This is a genomic window from Pseudomonas sp. URMO17WK12:I7 (assembly GCF_003269045.1).
In the GTDB taxonomy this organism is placed as follows: Bacteria; Pseudomonadota; Gammaproteobacteria; order Pseudomonadales; family Pseudomonadaceae; genus Aquipseudomonas; species Aquipseudomonas putida_J.
The window spans coordinates 52,879-68,495 of sequence record NZ_QLTL01000020.1; the positions used below are offsets into that span (position 1 = coordinate 52,879).

Sequence of the window (15,617 nt, forward strand, 5' to 3'; positions counted from 1 at the left end):
GCGTGAAATCCTTCGCCTCCAGCAACTGAATGGCGAGTCAATGCGCGTCGACTGCAGTGTGGGCAGTCAGGTAGGGGGCATGCGATCTACAGGGGGGCGCTCGGGATTGACCCAGAGGTAGGGCGGTACGGCGCGGGGCGTGCAGAGGAGGGTGACGAGCTTCGAGGCAATGCGGGGGCTGCGTTTGACTTTGGATTCACGCCCACTGGCTGCAGCCTTGCTGGCAGACAATGGGCGCACATAGCGATGGATACGTGTGATTCCAAGCATGAGGTGCTGTTCTTCCTTTTCTGGTGATTGACGTTCCTTTTTTACCCTTGCATGTATGCGCAAGCAGATGCAAGGCGCAAGCAACATCCGTTCGGTTACCGAACAGAAGCCGCATTCGCGCACTCAAGCCTTTAGCGGCAACTCCGATAGCTGCTCACCCGCCGTCGAAACCTCGACCAGACGTGGCGCCAACAAGCACAAGAGGAGTACTGCCCGCATGTTTGCCGACCTGAAGATCCGTACCGGAATGTTCTGGGTGCTGTTGCTGTTCAGCCTGACCTTGCTGTTCTCCACCGTCAGTGCCTGGCGGGCGGCGCTGGGCAGCGACGAGCAGATCACCGAGCTGGACCAGACCGCACACCAGTCGGATCGGTTGAACAATGCCCTGCTGATGGCCATCCGCTCCAGTGCCAACGTGTCTTCGGGCTTTATCGAGCAACTGGGTGGCCACGACGACAGCGCGAACAAGCGCATGGCGCTCTCGGTCGAGCTGAACGACAAGAGCCAGCAGCTGATCGATGAATTCGTCAACCAGGTGCAGGAGCCTGCGTTGCACGCGGTGGCCCAGGAGCTGCAAGCCACGTTCGGTGAGTATGCCAAGGCAGTGGCCGGCCAACGCGCAGCCACGCAGCAACGTTCGCTGGAGCAATACTTCAAGGTCAACACCGATGCCGGTAACGCCATGGGCCGGCTGCAGGCGCTGCGCCAGCAACTGGTCGCCGCCTTGAGCGAGCGCGGCCAGCAGATCATGCTGGAATCCGACCGCCGCCTTGGGCGTGCGCAACTGCTGAGCCTGGGGCTGCTGGCGGCGACATTGCTGCTCGCCGGGCTGTGCTGGGCGTTCATCGCGCAGCGCGTGCTGCAGCCACTGCGCGAGGCTGCCCGGCACTTTCAGCGGATTGCCGGCGGCGACTTGAGCGTGCCAGTCGAAGGGCATCGGCGCAACGAGATCGGCCAGTTGTTCCATGAACTGCAGCGCATGCAGCAGAGCCAGCGCGAGACCCTGAGCGGGATCAGCAGCTGCACCCGGCAACTGGCCGATGCAGCGACTGCCTTGAACACGGTCACCGAACAAAGCGCCAACCACCTGCGCCAGCAGGGCCAGGAGCTGGAGCAGGCCGCCACCGCCGTCACCGAAATGACCACGGCGGTGGAGGAGGTCGCGCGCAATGCCGTCACCACCTCCCAGGCTACCCACGCGTCCAACCAGCTGGCGGAAAAAAGCCGTCAGCAAGTCAGCGAAAATATCGACGGCACCCAGGCCATGACCCAAGAGATCCAGACCAGCAGCACCCACCTGGCGCAGCTGGTGGGCCAGGTCCGGGATATCGGCAAGGTGCTTGAAGTGATCCGTTCGGTGTCCGAGCAGACCAATTTGCTGGCGCTCAACGCAGCCATCGAGGCGGCCCGCGCCGGGGATGCCGGGCGCGGCTTTGCCGTGGTGGCCGATGAAGTGCGTACGCTTGCCTACCGCACCCAGGCTTCGACCCAGGAAATCGAGCAAATGATCGGCCGTGTGCAACAGGGCACCGAAGCGGCTGTCGCCTCGATGCAAGCCAGCACCAGCAGGGCCCAGTCGACACTCGACGTCACCCTGGCCTCAGGCCAGGTACTGGAAGGCATCTACAGCGCCATCGGCGAGATCAACGAACGCAACCTGGTGATTGCCAGCGCAGCGGAAGAACAGGCGCAGGTGGCGCGCGAGGTGGACCGCAACCTGCTGAACATCCGCGAGCTGTCGAGCTATTCGGCGGCGGGAGCGCAGCAGACCAGCGAGGCCAGCCAGGCGTTGTCCGGGCTGGTCGGGGAGATGACGGCGCTGGTGGGGCGGTTCAAGGTCTGAGGCTCAGCTTTGCTTGCCCAATACGTAACGGTCGAATTGCTCGATGTACTCGTCGACGTTGTCTTCCAGCATCATCCGGTACTGCTCGCTGAAGTACTTCAGGATTTCCTCGCGGGCCGCAGCCATTTCGGCGCCGGACTTGAAGTTGCGGGCGCTGAGCCAGGCACTGAAGCGGCTGGTGGCAAAGGTCATCGAGGCGCTGACCTTGCCGACGTCGGCAAGTGTGTCGATCTGCTGGTTGGCCAGGTCGATATGCGCATCGGCGCGGTCGTAGAATGCCTGGTCGGTGGCTTGGGTCATGGGAATACCTGTGTGGGCGTGTCGTGCAGGGCGCAAAGCATGCCACAGCGGGTACCCCGCCGGCAGCATTTACCGGTGGCGGTTTATCCGGGTGAACGCGTCGCCGCCCCTGCGCGCCACCGTGTCCTGCTGGCTGACACAGTCTTCCAGGCGCCGCGCGATCGCGCGCAGCACCCGGTCACCGACGGCATGCCCGTGCACATCGTTGATGCCCTTGAAGTCGTTGATGTCGAGGAACAGCCGCGAGAACGGGCGGGCATGGTGCAGCGCACTGGCCAGCCGCTGGTTGAACAGCGAGCGGTTGCGCAGCCGGGTCAGCGGGTCGTGGTGAGCGAGAAAGCGCAGTTCCTGTTCGGCCTGGGCCAGTGCCGTGGCGTTGCGCGCCACGCCGATGCGCGCGCCCACTTCTTCGGACCAGAAGGCCGACCAGAGGATGTGCACCACGCCACCGTCCTTGCGCAGGTAGCGATTGCGGACGTTGCAATGCGGCTGGCCGTTCATCACCCGGATGATCGAGGCGCGGGTGGTTTCCAGGTCGTCGGGGGTGCATGTAGGGGGTGATCGGGGTGCCGATCAGCTCGTCGGCGCGGTAGCCGAGCAACGCCTTGCAGGCATTGCTGACGAACACGATGGTGTTGTCCCGGTCGACCACGAACACGGTGTCCAGCATCAGCTGGATCAGCTTGGGGTAAAGAGCTTGCAGGTCAACGGGCATAGGGGCGTCCGGTGCGTCGGGCTCGGGCGTGGCCAGCCTACACAGTGGCGGGCAGGTTCCACCCGCGGCCATTGATGCAGATATACTGCGCGGTCGTTTTGAGTATTCAGGAGTCGTTCATGCAGCAGGTTCTGCTCATCGTCGATGTCCAGTCCACCTTCAGCCCCCCCGAGTGGCTGGTGGACGGCATTCGTCTTTTGTCAGCGAGGATTCCGTCGGTTGCCTCGGTCGAATTGCACGATGAACAGGTGACGCCGTTCCAGCGCCAGCTCGGCTGGCACCCAGCGGCCGAAGACGAGTGCCTGGTCGAAGTGGACCAGGTGTTCATCAAGCATGGCTATGGCCAGACTGCCGAGACCATCGCCCATATCAGGCAACTGGGCGTGGAACGCGTGCTGGTTTGCGGCATGCAGACCGAGACTTGCGTGCTGGCGGCAGGCTTTGCGCTGTTCGATGCCGGGTTGTGCCCGACACTGGTGACCGACCTCACCGTCGGTTCATCGCTGGACCGCTCCGGCAAGCTGGGCACCGACCTCTGGAAGCACCACTTCGGCAACGTGACCACACGGGCCGAGGTGATGGCCGAGGTCGCACAGTCGGGCTACTGAGAAAACTGCGAAAAGCCAGCGCGCATCGTTTAGCATGGGGGCGCCGATGCACCTGGCCCCCCATCCTTGTCGAAACGCGTTAGCTCCCCATGACTGCCTTCTACCTCAAGTTCCTCATCACCCCCACGCTCATGCTGGCCATCTCGTTGGCAGCCAGGCGCTGGGGGCCGCAAATTGGCGGCCTGCTTTCCGGGCTGCCGGTCACGTCAGCTTTGGTTGTGCTGTTTCTCAGCCTTGAGCAGGGCCCGGGTTTTGCCTTGCAGGCGGTGCCCGGGGCACTGGCAGGCCTGGCGGCAGTGCAGGCGACCTACCTGTTCTACTACCTGGTGACGCGACGGGTTGGCGCCTTGCCCGGCTGCATCACTGCGCTGGCGGTGTATGCCGCGACGGCAGCACTGATGAGCCATCTGGGCTGGGTGGGGTTGTCGGTGGCGGTGACGCTGGTGCTGCTGTGCCTGATCATCGTCGTCACCTCGCAACCGGCGCCCACCGGCAATGCCAAGGTGGTGCAACTGCCGCGCTGGGTGATCCCGATGCGCATGCTCACGGCCACCGCGCTGCTGGTGGCGATCACTGCCAGCGCCGAGTGGCTGGGGCCGGTGGCCAGCGGCCTGTTGGCGCCGATCCCGGTGATTGCCTGGCCGCTGGCGGTGTTCGCCCATGTTCAAGGTGGGCACCAGGAACTGGGGGCCATCGTGCGTGGCAACGCCATTGGGGCGGTAGGCGTACTGGGCTTCTACCTGGCGGTCAAAAGCACCATCGCACAGTGGGGCAGCGTGCCGTCCATTGCCGTCGCCGTGGTGCTGGCCGTGGTGGCAACCTTCGCCCTGGCCAAGTTGCTCGACCGCCGCTGACTTCTGCACATCGGGCGGGTGCGTGTATCGCTTTGTATCAATGCGCCTGCCACCGCTACTCGCTTACAAATCCTGCGCTCGCCTGATACGCCCGGGATACATGCCTGGGGCCAAATGAGCCAGCCCGAACGAACACGCCTTACGGCCCGCGTTCCCTGGCTCTTTCGCCCTTGAGGCATGACCGTATGACTATCAGGAGAAACACCATGACCCGTATCCAGTTCCCCAACAAGACCCGTCTCGGCCTGCTCGGCATCGCCCTGGTAGGGGGTATCAACCTGGCGTCCTCGGCCTTTGCCGTCGAGGCATTGCCACAAGGCTATCAACTGGCGGCTGCGGAAAAGACCGGGGAGGGCAAGTGTGGGGAAGGCAAGTGCGGCGCCAGCGGCGCCAAGGCCAAAGCCACCCAGGCCGAAGGCAAGTGCGGTGAGGGCAAGTGTGGTGCCAGCGGCAAGGCCAAGGTTACTCAGGCTGAAGGCAAATGCGGTGAAGGCAAGTGTGGCGATGCTTCGTTTGCCCGCACCGACGCTGACCATGACGGCCGCGTTTCCCGTGCCGAACTGCTGGCGGTCGCCCCGGGTGCCGGCGCTGAGTTCGATGCGATCGACGCCAACCACGACGGCTACCTTTCCGAGGCCGAGGTCTACCAGTTCCGCAAGCACCAGTTCGACGCCAACGGCAATCCCTTCCCGACCGACCTGTACAGCAAGCTGAGCCAGGCGAAGAACTGACCCTCGACAGCATCCTCCCCAGGCGCAGGTCGGGGAGGGCGCTGTACCTCAAGGAGCATGCCGATGAACCCTTCATCTACCCTGCAGGGTGCGGGCCTGGGCTTGCGCCGCGCGCTGTTGCCCGAACTGCTGAACATGGACGCCGGTGCGGTGGATTTTCTCGAATGTGCCCCGGACAACTGGATCGGTGTCGGCGGTGCCTTCGGCGAAGGCCTGGCGCAACTGGCCGAGCGCTATCCGCTGGCCTGCCATGGCCTGTCGCTATCGCTGGGCGGGCCGGCACCGCTGGACCATGGCTTCCTGCGCCAGATCCGCGCATTTCTCGACCGTCATCAGGTACCGCTATTCAGTGAACATTTGAGTTACTGCGCCGATGACGGTCATCTCTACGATCTCATTCCGATGCCGTTCACTGACGAAGCAGTGCGCCATACCGCCCAGCGGATTGCTGAAGTCCAGGATGCCCTTGGCCGGCGCATTGCCGTGGAGAACATCTCGTATTACGCCGCGCCGTACCAGGCGATGAGCGAGATCGAGTTTCTGCAGGCGGTGTTGAGCGAGGCTGACTGCGACCTGCTGCTGGACATCAACAATATCGTGGTCAATGCCTGCAATCATCGCTACGACGCCGCCCAGTTCCTCGCCCAGGTGCCGGCCGAGCGGGTGGTCTGCCTGCATGTGGCCGGGCACTACGATGAAGCGCCTGACCTTAAGATCGATACCCATGGTGCCAGCGTCAAGGCGGATGTCTGGAGCCTGCTGGCCAGTGCCTACCAGCACCTTGGGCCGATACCGACCTTGCTCGAGCGCGACTTCAACCTGCCACCGCTGGCCGAACTGCTGGCCGAAGTACAGTATATTCGCAGCCTGCAACCCATGGCGCAGGCCCTGGCGGTGCGCCATGGCTGACGCGTTGCGCGAACAGCAACTGCGCATGGCCGGCCATATCCGCGACCCGCAGGCCAACCCGCCGCCGCCCGGTATCGAAGCGCGGCGCCTGGCGGTGTACCGGCAACTGTTCTTTGGCAACCTGCAGTCGCTACTGGCCGGTAGCTTTCCGGTGCTGCATGCCAGCCTCGCTGCCACGCACTGGCAAGCCTTGTGCGAAGACTTCTATGCCAACCATCGCTGCCAGACGCCGCTGTTCACCGAAGTGGGCGGCGAGTGGGTCGGCTACCTGCAAGGGCGTACCGATCAGCCCGGCTGGGTCGCCGAACTTGCTCATTACGAGTGGGTCGAGACGGCGTTGTTGCTGAGCGATGCCGCTGAACCTGAGCATGATCCTGAAGGCAATCTGCTTGAGGGTGTACCGGTGTTGTCCAGTCTCGCTATGCCGCTGGCCTATGCCTGGCCGGTCAGCCACATCGGGCCGCAGCATCTGCCGGCTGCGGCATCCGCCGAGCCGACACTGTTGCTTGCCCACCGAGGTGCAGACCACAAGGTGACCTTCTCGCGCCTTGCGCCGTTGGCCCATGCACTGATGGCGTCGTTGCAAGCTCAGCCACTGAGCGGGCGTGAACACCTGGCAGCGCTGGCCGAGGCTGTCGGCGTCGCCCCCGCCGCCATCCAGGCGCCAGGCCTTGCACTGCTGCTCAGCCTGAAAGCCCAGGGCGTCGTGCTCGGTAGCCGCTGGGGCTAGGCCGGCGCCAGGCCATTGAGCAGCAGGCGCAGCGAAGCGTCGGCTGCGGCCTGGTAGTCGATACGTTGCCCGGCCTGGCTGGGGGCGTGCCAGCCCAGGCCAAGGCAGGACTGGGCGATGGCCCACACCGACGGCAACACATGCTCCGGGTTCACCGGCGCCAGCTTGCCGCTGCTGATCCACTGGCGCACATGCCCGGTGTTTTCCCGTGCCTGCTGAGCCCAGTGCTCGAGAAAGTTGCCAGGAATACGCTGGCCTCCCTCCTTGAGCTCCTGCAGCAGCACTTTCGAGGCGAACGGCCGGTGCTCGAACAGGCTGATCAGCGCTGTGACCGTGCGGCCCAGCGCCTGCAGCGGTTCGTCTTCGCCAGTGAACGGCGCGCAGGCCTGCAGGTAGCAGGGGGCGATATCCTCCAGCACCTTGCTGTAGATGTTGGCCTTGGACTTGAAGTAGTAGAGCACGTTGGAGCGGGGCAGGCTGGCCAGCGAGGCAATCGCCGATAGCTTGGTGGCGGCATAGCCCTGCTGGGCGAACGCCTCGCCGGCGGCGTCGAGAATGACTCGGCGCACCGGCGCGCTCAGGGTGTCCTCGGTTCCTCGCGGCAGTTCGAACGGCATGATGTACACGGCAACGTTTCCTGGCTGCGCCGGTGCGGTTACCTGGGCGCTGAACAAATGAGAATCGCAATATACAAAAATATACAGCGATTGTGCGCAGGAATATTGCCCTGGCGGTCAGGTGATCGCCTTGGCTGCCGTCAGCACCAACCCACGCAGCCACTTGGAAGACTGCGCCCGGTGCTTGCGCGCATGCCACAGCTGGTAATAGCGCAAAGGTTGCGCGGTGACCGGGAACGGCTCGGCATGGCTTTGGCCACGGCGCCCTCGCTCAGGCCCGGGGCATCCGCGCAATGCTCCGGGCCAGTTCTGGTCATTTTGTCGCTATATACTAAATACCATATCGATGCTTGGTTTCGTGCAGCTACCTCCAGTCCGGCAGAGCGTTGAGCAGTTCGGCTTGCTCGCCAGTAGCCGCGCCCATCAGCACAAAACCCTGCAGCGGCCGTCGGTGCCGAAGTGCAGCCCGTGGTACGGGCAGATGATGTTCTCGCCTTGCACCCAGCCGCGGCTCAGCGGTGCGGCGCCACGGTGGCTGCAGATATCGCGGGCAGCGTTGAGCTTGCCGCCGGCGCGGTACAGCACGATGGGCTCATCGAGCCGGGTGACGGCCTAGGGTTTGTCTGCCACATCGGCGCTGACGGCCACGGGGTGCCAGTGGTGGGTGAGGATTTCACGGTCGTGGGCGCTGAAGGAACGGGTCTGGGTGATCAGGTTCCAGGTCACGCTCTGGCAGGCTGGGGCGGTATCGGGCATTTCGCTTCTCCTTGTTTTCGAATGGCCAGGCCATCCTAGAGAAGCGCTGCCGGCGCGCCCATGGCGCGCCAGGCATGTTGGTCATGTGTGATCGGTTATGAGGCCCAAGGCCTCAACGGCGGTAGTCGCGGTGGTCGTAATGGTGGCCGCGATCATGGTGACGCTCCCAGTCACGGCGGCGCTCGGCTTCGCGGCGGGCTTGCTCGCGGCGCCACTGGGCCCGGCGCCACTCTTCACGGCGGCGGTCTTCGCTGCGGTAGTGCCAGCGCCCATCGCGCCAGTAGCGGTCGTCATGGGCCAGCATCGTGGCAGGTTGCGCATTGGCCACGCTGGCCAGGCTGGGCCAAGGGCTTTCGGCTGCGCGTGCAGGTGCCTGGGCAGCCGTTTCGTGGGCCAGGGCAGGGTTCGAGGTGTGCATCGTATTCGCCTGCGCCGAGCCGATGGCGGCCAGTGCGAACAGGCTGGTAAGCAGCAGTCTCGGGAGTTTGATGTTCATGTGCCAGGACAACCCCAGGTTGACATAGGGACATGCACCGGCGCGGCACCTTCGGCCTGCGGCCGGTGCACGCGTGTGCATGTCCCAATAGACAAGTAAATGGGGAAAAGTTCTGACCATTCAGCGGTTTAGTGATTTTCGCAAGGTCGGTGGGTGGTTATTTCGCGGTCAAGACGTGCGCTCGCGCAGCCATACCAGCGGGCGTGTCGGGTCATCGCTGCCCATGCGGGCGAAGGTGTCCGACTCGAGCATGGCTTTCGCTTGGGCGCCCAGCGCCAGCAGCCGTTCGGCGAAGCCTGGGTCGATGCTGCCGCTGTCTTCCAGCGACACGCCGCTCTGGCTGTGCTGGATGGCCAGGTGGTAATGGCTGGGCGCGTCAGCACTGGCGGCGAGAATGACGGTGTAGTGCGGGCCGAGTGTTGCGGCCAGGCGCCTTTGCACCAGGTCGAGCAGCGAGGTGTGAATGTCATCGTGCAGTGCCGTGGCCAGCGCGGTGGGGGCGAAGGGGGGCATGGGGTGACCTGAAAGGCTTGCTCATATTGATCTCAGCTTAGCCAAGGCGACTGTGAACCTGGGTTAAGCGAGGGTAAAAACCGGTAATTTGTGGGAGCGGCCTTGTGCCGCGAAAAGGCCACAGGGCGGCACCGGCAATCGGCCAGTTGGCGCGTGGATCCTGGGGCCGCTACGCAGCCCATTCGCGACGCAAGGCCGCTCCCACATAAGCGCAAAGGCGTTGAATCAGAAGGTCTGCCCCAGGGAGAACAGGAAGATCTGCGTCTCGGCGTTGTCCGGCTTCTTCAGCGGCGCGGCCAGGCTGAAACTCAGCGGCCCCATCGGCGCCGATGGCTTCGGCCTGGGGCTGGCGATCGCCCGCCGCGCCATTGGGCTGCACCAGGGCAGTATCAGCGCGAAGGCGAGCGAGGCGGGTGGCTTGAGCGTGGCAATCCTGTTGCCACGCCTGGGTTGAAGTGGCGACCCCGCCACAGCCTGTGGGAGCAGCCTTGTGTCGCGAAAGGGCTGCGCAGCAGCCCCAGGTTTTTTGCTTCGCCGCGATAATGCCGAGGCCGCTGCGCGGCCCTTTCGCGGCACAAGGCCGCTCCCACAACGGTCAATCAGCGGCCTAGCATCACGGTCTGCAGCTGCGCCTGAGCCTGCTGCACGGTCTTCGCCTGGGTCGTCAGGTCTTGCAGCAAGCCATTCAGTTCAGCCTGTACTTTCGGGTCGTTGACCTTGACGATCGGCCCGTTGATCTCGATCTGCGCCTTGTGCGCGTCCACGTAGTCGGCGACTTTCAGGCTGCTGTCGAGGGTGCCGTTGATCTGCGGTAGCACCTGCAGGAAGGTATCGGCCGGGACGCTGACGGTGCGGTCGTAGGCCTTGTCGTAGACCACTTTGAGGTCATCAGGCTGCTTGAGCTGGGCATGCGCGCTGTCGGCCTTGGCTTTCTGCTCCTTCAGCTGGATGCCCATGTCATTCAGGCCGGCCTGTACCGCCTTGATGTCGTCACGGCGGCGGGTGATATCGTTCAGCGAACGCACCGCGCCTTTCTGCAGCAGGCTGCCCAGTGGTTTCACGGCGGTATCCATGGCGCCGTTGAAGTCGGTGATCACCGCGTAATGGTCGGTATAGGGGCCAAACGCCTTGGATTCATCGGAGCTCAGCTTGGGCACGTGAACGCCAGGCTTGTCGACGATACGGGTTTGCAGAAATTCGCTGAAGGCGGCCCGCTGCTTGGGTTCATTGTCGCCACAGGCGGCGAGGGCCAACGGCAGGGCGAGGGCAAGCAGCCAATGGGGGCGGAATGAGACGTTCATGTCGATGAAACTCCATATGTGGTTGAGGCACGCCAGCGCTGTGGCTCGCGCAGCGTGCAAGGGTAGCGCTATTTCAGGTGTGGATCCAATCGCCGCAAGCCATCACTCCATTTACGCCAGTGCCAGCGTAAACCCGTCAATCCCCCGCCCGAGCTTGAGCGCCTGGCCATGCAGCACGCGCATCAGGTGCAGCGCCGACTGCGAGGGTGGCTCGAAGCGCGAATACACGAAGCTGATATCGAAATGGATCTCGTCGGCCAAGGGCACCACATGCAGGCCGCTGTCCTGCGCGACGAACTCGTCGATCACACTGATGCCCATGCCCTGCTTGACCAGTGCCACGGCTTCGTTGGCATTGGTGAATGACAGCAGCGAATCCAGCTGCAGGCCGCGCCGCTGGATATGGCCGGCCAACAGTTGGCCGAACGGCATGTCCGGGCGGAACAGCAGCAGCGCATGGCCCTGCAGCTGTTGCAGGGCCAAGGACGGTTGCTGTGCCAAGGCATGCCCGGCCGGCATCACCACCACCATGCGCCCGCGCATGAAGGCCTGGGAGTACAGATGGTCGTGGATCACCGGCAACGCGGCGATCGACAGGTCGACGGTCTTGGACAGGATCTGATTGGGCATGGCGTGCATCAGCGAGGTCTGCCACTCGATCTGCAGCGACGGCGCTTCGCGCTTGAGCTGGGCCAGCGCGGCGGGGATCACCACGGTAGACAGCGAAGCACTGCAGGCGATACGCAGCGTGCGGTGAGTACCGGCGGCCAGGGAGTGGGCGCACTCGTTCACCTGCAAGGCCGCCTGGTACACCCGCTCGACCTCGCGGTACAGCACCTGCGCCTCGGCCGTGGGCACCAGGCGGTTGTTGATGCGCTCGAACAGCCGGTAGTTCAGGCGCCCCTCGATATAGCCGATCAACTTGCTCACGGCCGGCTGGGACACGTAGAGCATCTTCGCTGCCGCGCTGATCGAGCCAGTCAGCATCACCGCGCGGAACACTTCCATGTGCCGCAGCTTGAAGACCATCGTCGTGCCGTCCGGGTTTTCCTGAGCGGGGGTCATGCCTATTACCTTCGGTTATGGTCTTCGCCATCTGTGTATGAGCGCTGTGCAACCGCCCGCAGTATCGTGAGCCCAGGCAAATCGCCCTGGCGGCGAACAATAACAAGATCTGCAGGCAAGCGCATTGGCGCTTGAAGGAACCGCGCTTGAACATCTACGACGAACCCAAGATCGACTGCCATAACCATTTGTTTGACCCTGCACGCTTCGCTTACCACCCCGACGCTCCCTACGCGCCGTCCGGCCAGGAGGTCGCCACCCTGGCCCAGTTCAACCAGGTGATGGATGCCTATGGCGTGCGCCACGCCTTGCTGGTGGGGCCGAACAGTGGCTACCACACCGACAATGCCCTGCTGTTGCACGCACTGGCTGCCGGCCAGGGGCGCTTCAAGGGGATCGCGGTGGTCGAACGGCAGATCAGCCTGGACGCACTGGCCGCGCTGCGCGAGCAGGGCGTGGTCGGTGTGGCCTTCAACCCGGCGCTGTACGGCGTGGTGAGCATGCGCGATGCCGAGCCGCTGTTCGGCAAGCTGGCGGAACTGGGCATGTTCGCCCAGGTGCAGGTCTGCGAAGACCAGTTGCTGGACCTGCAGTGGCTGATCGAAAACGCCTCGGCGCGCCTGTTGATCGACCACTGCGGCCGCCCGGATGCCGCTGGCGGCCTGCAGCAAGCCGGCTTCCAGGCCCTGCTGCGGCTGGCCCGCAGCGGGCGGGCCTGGGTGAAATTGTCAGGCATGCAGAAGTTCGCCGAGGCCGATGGCCTGTATGAGCAAAGCCACGACTACGTACGCGTACTGCTCGAATCGTTCGGGCCGGATGCCTGCGTGTGGGGCTCGGACTGGCCGTTCATCCGCCAGCATGCGCGGGTCGACTACGGCCCGCTGCTGAAACTGGCCGAGCGCCTGATGCCCGACGCCCGCCTGCGCCGCAAGGTCATGTGGGACACCCCGAGGCGGTTGTTCGGCTTCGCCTGATTCCTTGCACTTGCCATTCCAATAACAAGAGAGCAATCGCCATGAGCACTGAGCAGCCAATCGGCGCCGGGGTGTTCGATACCCTCGACACCCCCGCGCGCGCGCAACAACGCACCCGTACCCGTTTCATGATCCTGGCGCTGATTTCCGGTGGCACCATGATCAACTACCTGGACCGCAGCGTGATGGGTATCGCCGCCCCGAGCATCAGTGCCGACCTGGGCCTGAACGCGGCGATGATGGGGGTGATCTTCTCGGCATTTTCCTGGACCTACGCGGCCGCGCAGATTCCCGGCGGCATCCTCATCGACCGCCTCGGCACCAAGCTCACCTACTGGCTGGCGCTGACCCTATGGTCGCTGTTCACTGGCCTGCAGGGCCTGGCCCAGGGCTTTTTGTCGCTGCTTGGCATGCGTTTTCTGGTCGGCGTGACCGAGGCGCCGTGCTTCCCCACCAACAGCCGTGTGGTGGCGACCTGGTTCCCACAGAGCGAGCGAGCCCGGGCAACCGGGATCTACACCTTTGCCGAGTACACCGGGCTGGCGTTCCTGACACCGTTGCTGTTCTGGGTACTGCATGCTTATGGCTGGCGCTTCCTGCTGATGGCGGTGGGCCTGCTGGGCATCGTCTATGGCCTGGTGTGGTGGCGTAAATACCACGAGCCGCACCAGTCGACCTCCGCCAACCAGGCAGAGCTCGACCATATCGCCGCTGGCGGCGGGGTGGTGGACGGCGGGCAGAAGGCCACGAAGTTCAGCTGGTCGCAGATCCCGGCGTTGCTCAAGCACCGCAACATGCTTGGCATCTGCCTGGGGCAGTTCGCCTGCAACTCGACCAATGTGTTCTTCCTCACCTGGTTCCCCACTTACCTGGTCACCGAGCGGCACATGCCTTGGCTGAAGGTAGGTTGGGTGGCGGTGCTGCCGTTCATTGCCGCGTCGCTGGGCACGCTGGTGGGTGGCTGGATTTCCGATGCGCTGCTGCGCCGTGGCTATTCGCTGAACCTGGCGCGCAAGCTGCCGGTGATTGCCGGGCTGCTGACGGCATCGATCATCGTGCTGGCCAACTATGTCGAGTCCGACGCGCTGGTGATCACCATCCTGTGTGTCGCCTATTTCGCCCAAGGCATGTCGGCCCTGGCCTGGATGATCGTTTCCGATATTGCGCCAAAGGGCCTGCTGGGCCTGAGCGGCGGCTTGTTCAACCTGTTCGCCAACGCCGCCGGCATCGTCACCCCGCTGACCATCGGCCTGATCGTCACCGCCACTGGTTCGTTTGTATGGGCGCTGGTCTTCGTGTCGTCGATCACCGCGCTCGGTGCGCTGTGTTACCTGTTCATGGTGCGCGACCTGCGTCGCCTGCCGGATATTCCTTCTGTTGAAAATGGAGCAAGACAATGAGCCAACTCCTGCACGGGCAAACTGCAATCGTCACCGGCGGCATGCGCGGCATTGGCCTGGCAATCGCCCAGCGCCTGCACCAGGCCGGCGCCCAGGTGGTGATCTGGGACCTTGCGGTCGATGGCTGGAACAGTGCTGAAAACGGTTTCGAGCCAGTATTGCGCCAAGCGGTGGATGTGGCTTCGCTGGCATCGGTGGAGGCTGCGTTCGCTGCGGCGCTGGCCCAGGTCGGGCCAATCGAGATCCTGGTCAATAACGCCGGTATCAACGGCCCGGTGGTGGCTTCGTGGGAATACCCGCCTGAAGCGTGGGACAAGGTCATCGCCATCGACCTCAACGGCGTGTTCTATTGCTGCCGCACTGCCATCCCGCACATGCGCGAGCGGGGCTACGGGCGCATCGTCAATGTCGCCTCGATGGCTGGCAAGGATGGCGTGCAGTACATCTCGGCGTACTCGGCGGCCAAGGCCGGCGTCATCGCGTTCACCAAAGCGGCGGCCAAGGAGCTGGCCCAGGACGGCGTGCTGCTCAACTGTATCGCCCCGGCCATGGTCGAGACGCCACTGATGGCCGAAATGACCCCGGAACACATCGCCGCCAGCAAGGCCAAGATCCCCATGGGGCGCTTCCTCAAGGTCGAAGAGATTGCCAACATGGTGACCTGGATCGCCGGGCCGGAATGCAGCTTCACCACCGGCTTCGTGTTCGACCTCAGTGGCGGGAGGGCGACCTATTGAGGCCGCTGGCGGTTGCCCACCTGACGGCGCTGGACTTGGCGCCGGTCGAGTTGCTGCGCAAGGCAGCGCAGGTCGGCTTCAGTGCAGTGGGGCTCAGGCTGCATCCGGTGCAGCCGGGTGCCACAGGCTACCCTCTGGAGGCGGGCAGCGCGGCTGCACGTGAGCTGAAGGCAGCGATAGCGGGCGAGGGCGTGCAGGTCAGTGATATCGAGTTCGTTTCGCTGACGCCTGCATTCCAGCTTGCCGACCATGAAGGCTTGCTTGCCGCTGGCGCGGAGCTCGGCGCAAGCAGCCTCACGGTTTCGGGTGACGATCTGGATAACGCACGCCTCGTGCACAACCTCGCGGCCTTGTGCGAACTGGCCAGCGGCTACGGCCTGCGTGTGGATCTGGAATTCATGCGCTGGCGGGCAGTGGCGAACGTGCAGCAAGCCGTGGCCGCGGTGGCCGCGACCGGGCAGAGGAATGCCGGGGTGCTGGTGGATGCGCTGCACCTGTATCGTTCGGGTGGGGATGAGCAGGCGCTTGCCCAGCTGGACTCGCGGTTTTTGCGGGCTGTGCAGTTGTGCGATGCACCGCTGCAGGCGCCGGCCGAGGCGTTGATCATTCAGGAGGCACGGGAAGGGCGATTGTTGCCAGGGAGCGGGCAGTTGCCGCTGGCGGCACTGTTGAATGCGTTGCCCGCCGATGTGCAGGTCAGCGTGGAAACACCCTCGGCGCTGCTTGCGCCTGATCTGCGGCTGAAGGCCGCCTATGAAGCGACCCGATCCTGGTTGAGCCGGAGTTGAATCAGGGGCT

The 15,617-nt window shown here is 64.2% G+C and carries 18 protein-coding genes and 4 pseudogenes; 11 read left to right on the forward strand and 11 right to left on the reverse strand.

The window, feature by feature from the left end:
• Positions 1 to 487 precede the first annotated feature (487 nt).
• On the forward strand, positions 488 to 2,113 hold the full coding sequence (locus tag H040_RS23550; protein ID WP_027918866.1) for a methyl-accepting chemotaxis protein: 1,626 nt from the start codon (positions 488 to 490) through the stop codon (positions 2,111 to 2,113).
• 3 nt (positions 2,114 to 2,116) lie between these two features.
• Here the strand turns inward: H040_RS23550 and H040_RS23555 are convergent, their stop codons facing one another.
• Together H040_RS23555 and H040_RS23560 are read right to left on the reverse strand one after the other, a co-directional pair.
• Positions 2,117 to 2,413 (reverse strand): DUF3144 domain-containing protein, encoded by a 297-nt coding sequence (locus tag H040_RS23555; protein WP_027918867.1) that lies wholly within the window; start codon positions 2,411 to 2,413, stop codon positions 2,117 to 2,119.
• 90 nt (positions 2,414 to 2,503) lie between these two features.
• Positions 2,504 to 3,128: pseudogene (locus H040_RS23560) on the reverse strand (diguanylate cyclase domain-containing protein); the annotation flags it as partial.
• A gap of 119 nt (positions 3,129 to 3,247) precedes the next feature.
• Between H040_RS23560 and H040_RS23565 the strand changes: the two are divergent.
• The 5 genes from H040_RS23565 to H040_RS23585 all read left to right on the forward strand — a co-directional run bounded on the left by H040_RS23565 (position 3,248) and on the right by H040_RS23585 (position 6,960).
• A complete protein-coding gene (locus H040_RS23565; RefSeq protein WP_027918868.1) occupies positions 3,248 to 3,736 on the forward strand; it encodes an isochorismatase family protein in 489 nt (162 codons plus the stop codon).
• 89 nt (positions 3,737 to 3,825) lie between these two features.
• The gene (locus H040_RS23570) at positions 3,826 to 4,590 is read left to right on the forward strand and encodes a hypothetical protein (RefSeq protein WP_027918869.1); all 765 of its coding nucleotides are present in this window, start codon (positions 3,826 to 3,828) and stop codon (positions 4,588 to 4,590) included.
• A gap of 206 nt (positions 4,591 to 4,796) precedes the next feature.
• Positions 4,797 to 5,321 carry an HvfA family oxazolone/thioamide-modified RiPP metallophore gene (locus H040_RS23575; protein ID WP_027918870.1) on the forward strand — a complete coding sequence of 175 codons (525 nt, stop codon included), beginning with the start codon at positions 4,797 to 4,799 and terminating at the stop codon, positions 5,319 to 5,321.
• 63 nt (positions 5,322 to 5,384) lie between these two features.
• On the forward strand, positions 5,385 to 6,230 hold the full coding sequence (locus tag H040_RS23580; protein WP_027918871.1) for an HvfB family MNIO-type RiPP peptide maturase: 846 nt from the start codon (positions 5,385 to 5,387) through the stop codon (positions 6,228 to 6,230).
• Positions 6,223 to 6,960: an HvfC family RiPP maturation protein gene (locus H040_RS23585; protein ID WP_027918872.1), complete on the forward strand. Its 738-nt coding sequence runs from the start codon at positions 6,223 to 6,225 to the stop codon at positions 6,958 to 6,960. The genes H040_RS23580 and H040_RS23585 overlap by 8 nt, the downstream gene beginning before the upstream one ends.
• Here H040_RS23585 and H040_RS23590 read toward each other — a convergent pair.
• The 7 genes and pseudogenes from H040_RS23590 to H040_RS23610 form a co-directional block, all read right to left on the reverse strand.
• Positions 6,957 to 7,577, reverse strand: coding sequence for a TetR family transcriptional regulator C-terminal domain-containing protein (locus tag H040_RS23590; RefSeq protein WP_033696191.1), 621 nt, complete (start codon positions 7,575 to 7,577; stop codon positions 6,957 to 6,959). The two genes, H040_RS23585 and H040_RS23590, sit on opposite strands and share 4 nt — an antisense overlap.
• 117 nt (positions 7,578 to 7,694) lie before the next feature.
• Positions 7,695 to 7,871, reverse strand: a complete 177-nt coding sequence (locus H040_RS27395) for a hypothetical protein (RefSeq protein ID WP_155954352.1) — start codon at positions 7,869 to 7,871, stop codon at positions 7,695 to 7,697.
• A gap of 129 nt (positions 7,872 to 8,000) precedes the next feature.
• Positions 8,001 to 8,174, reverse strand: a pseudogene (locus H040_RS23595) (Rieske 2Fe-2S domain-containing protein); the annotation flags it as partial.
• Between the two features lie 15 nt (positions 8,175 to 8,189).
• On the reverse strand, positions 8,190 to 8,333 hold the full coding sequence (locus tag H040_RS27400) for a hypothetical protein (protein WP_155954353.1): 144 nt from the start codon (positions 8,331 to 8,333) through the stop codon (positions 8,190 to 8,192).
• Positions 8,334 to 8,445: 112 nt separating this feature from the next.
• A complete protein-coding gene (locus H040_RS23600; protein WP_027918873.1) occupies positions 8,446 to 8,829 on the reverse strand; it encodes a hypothetical protein in 384 nt (127 codons plus the stop codon).
• Between the two features lie 168 nt (positions 8,830 to 8,997).
• On the reverse strand, positions 8,998 to 9,342 hold the full coding sequence (locus H040_RS23605; protein ID WP_027918874.1) for a hypothetical protein: 345 nt from the start codon (positions 9,340 to 9,342) through the stop codon (positions 8,998 to 9,000).
• 225 nt (positions 9,343 to 9,567) lie between these two features.
• Positions 9,568 to 9,663 (reverse strand): annotated as a pseudogene (locus H040_RS23610) (BamA/TamA family outer membrane protein); the annotation flags it as partial.
• On the opposite strand from H040_RS23610, the pseudogene H040_RS28225 reads away from it, so the two are divergent.
• Positions 9,656 to 9,796: pseudogene (locus H040_RS28225) on the forward strand (two-component sensor histidine kinase); the annotation flags it as partial. The pseudogenes H040_RS23610 and H040_RS28225 sit on opposite strands and share 8 nt — an antisense overlap.
• A gap of 145 nt (positions 9,797 to 9,941) precedes the next feature.
• On the opposite strand, the gene H040_RS23615 reads toward H040_RS28225, so the two are convergent.
• A complete protein-coding gene (locus tag H040_RS23615) occupies positions 9,942 to 10,643 on the reverse strand; it encodes a DUF3053 domain-containing protein (protein ID WP_027918876.1) in 702 nt (233 codons plus the stop codon).
• A 111-nt stretch (positions 10,644 to 10,754) separates the two neighbouring features.
• Positions 10,755 to 11,708, reverse strand: coding sequence for a LysR family transcriptional regulator (locus tag H040_RS23620; RefSeq protein WP_027918877.1), 954 nt, complete (start codon positions 11,706 to 11,708; stop codon positions 10,755 to 10,757).
• Between the two features lie 146 nt (positions 11,709 to 11,854).
• On the opposite strand from H040_RS23620, the gene H040_RS23625 reads away from it, so the two are divergent.
• The 4 genes from H040_RS23625 to H040_RS23640 are packed head-to-tail and all read left to right on the forward strand — an operon-like array spanning position 11,855 to position 15,607.
• A complete protein-coding gene (locus tag H040_RS23625) occupies positions 11,855 to 12,682 on the forward strand; it encodes an amidohydrolase family protein (RefSeq protein WP_027918878.1) in 828 nt (275 codons plus the stop codon).
• A gap of 41 nt (positions 12,683 to 12,723) precedes the next feature.
• Entirely contained in the window at positions 12,724 to 14,082 is a 1,359-nt protein-coding gene (locus H040_RS23630) for an MFS transporter (protein WP_027918879.1), read from the forward strand.
• Complete coding sequence (locus tag H040_RS23635; protein ID WP_027918880.1) at positions 14,079 to 14,819, forward strand: SDR family NAD(P)-dependent oxidoreductase; 741 nt, start codon at positions 14,079 to 14,081, stop codon at positions 14,817 to 14,819. Before H040_RS23630 ends, H040_RS23635 begins: the two co-directional genes overlap by 4 nt.
• Positions 14,816 to 15,607: a sugar phosphate isomerase/epimerase family protein gene (locus H040_RS23640; RefSeq protein WP_027918881.1), complete on the forward strand. Its 792-nt coding sequence runs from the start codon at positions 14,816 to 14,818 to the stop codon at positions 15,605 to 15,607. The genes H040_RS23635 and H040_RS23640 overlap by 4 nt, the downstream gene beginning before the upstream one ends.
• The last annotated feature ends 10 nt before the right edge of the window (positions 15,608 to 15,617 follow it).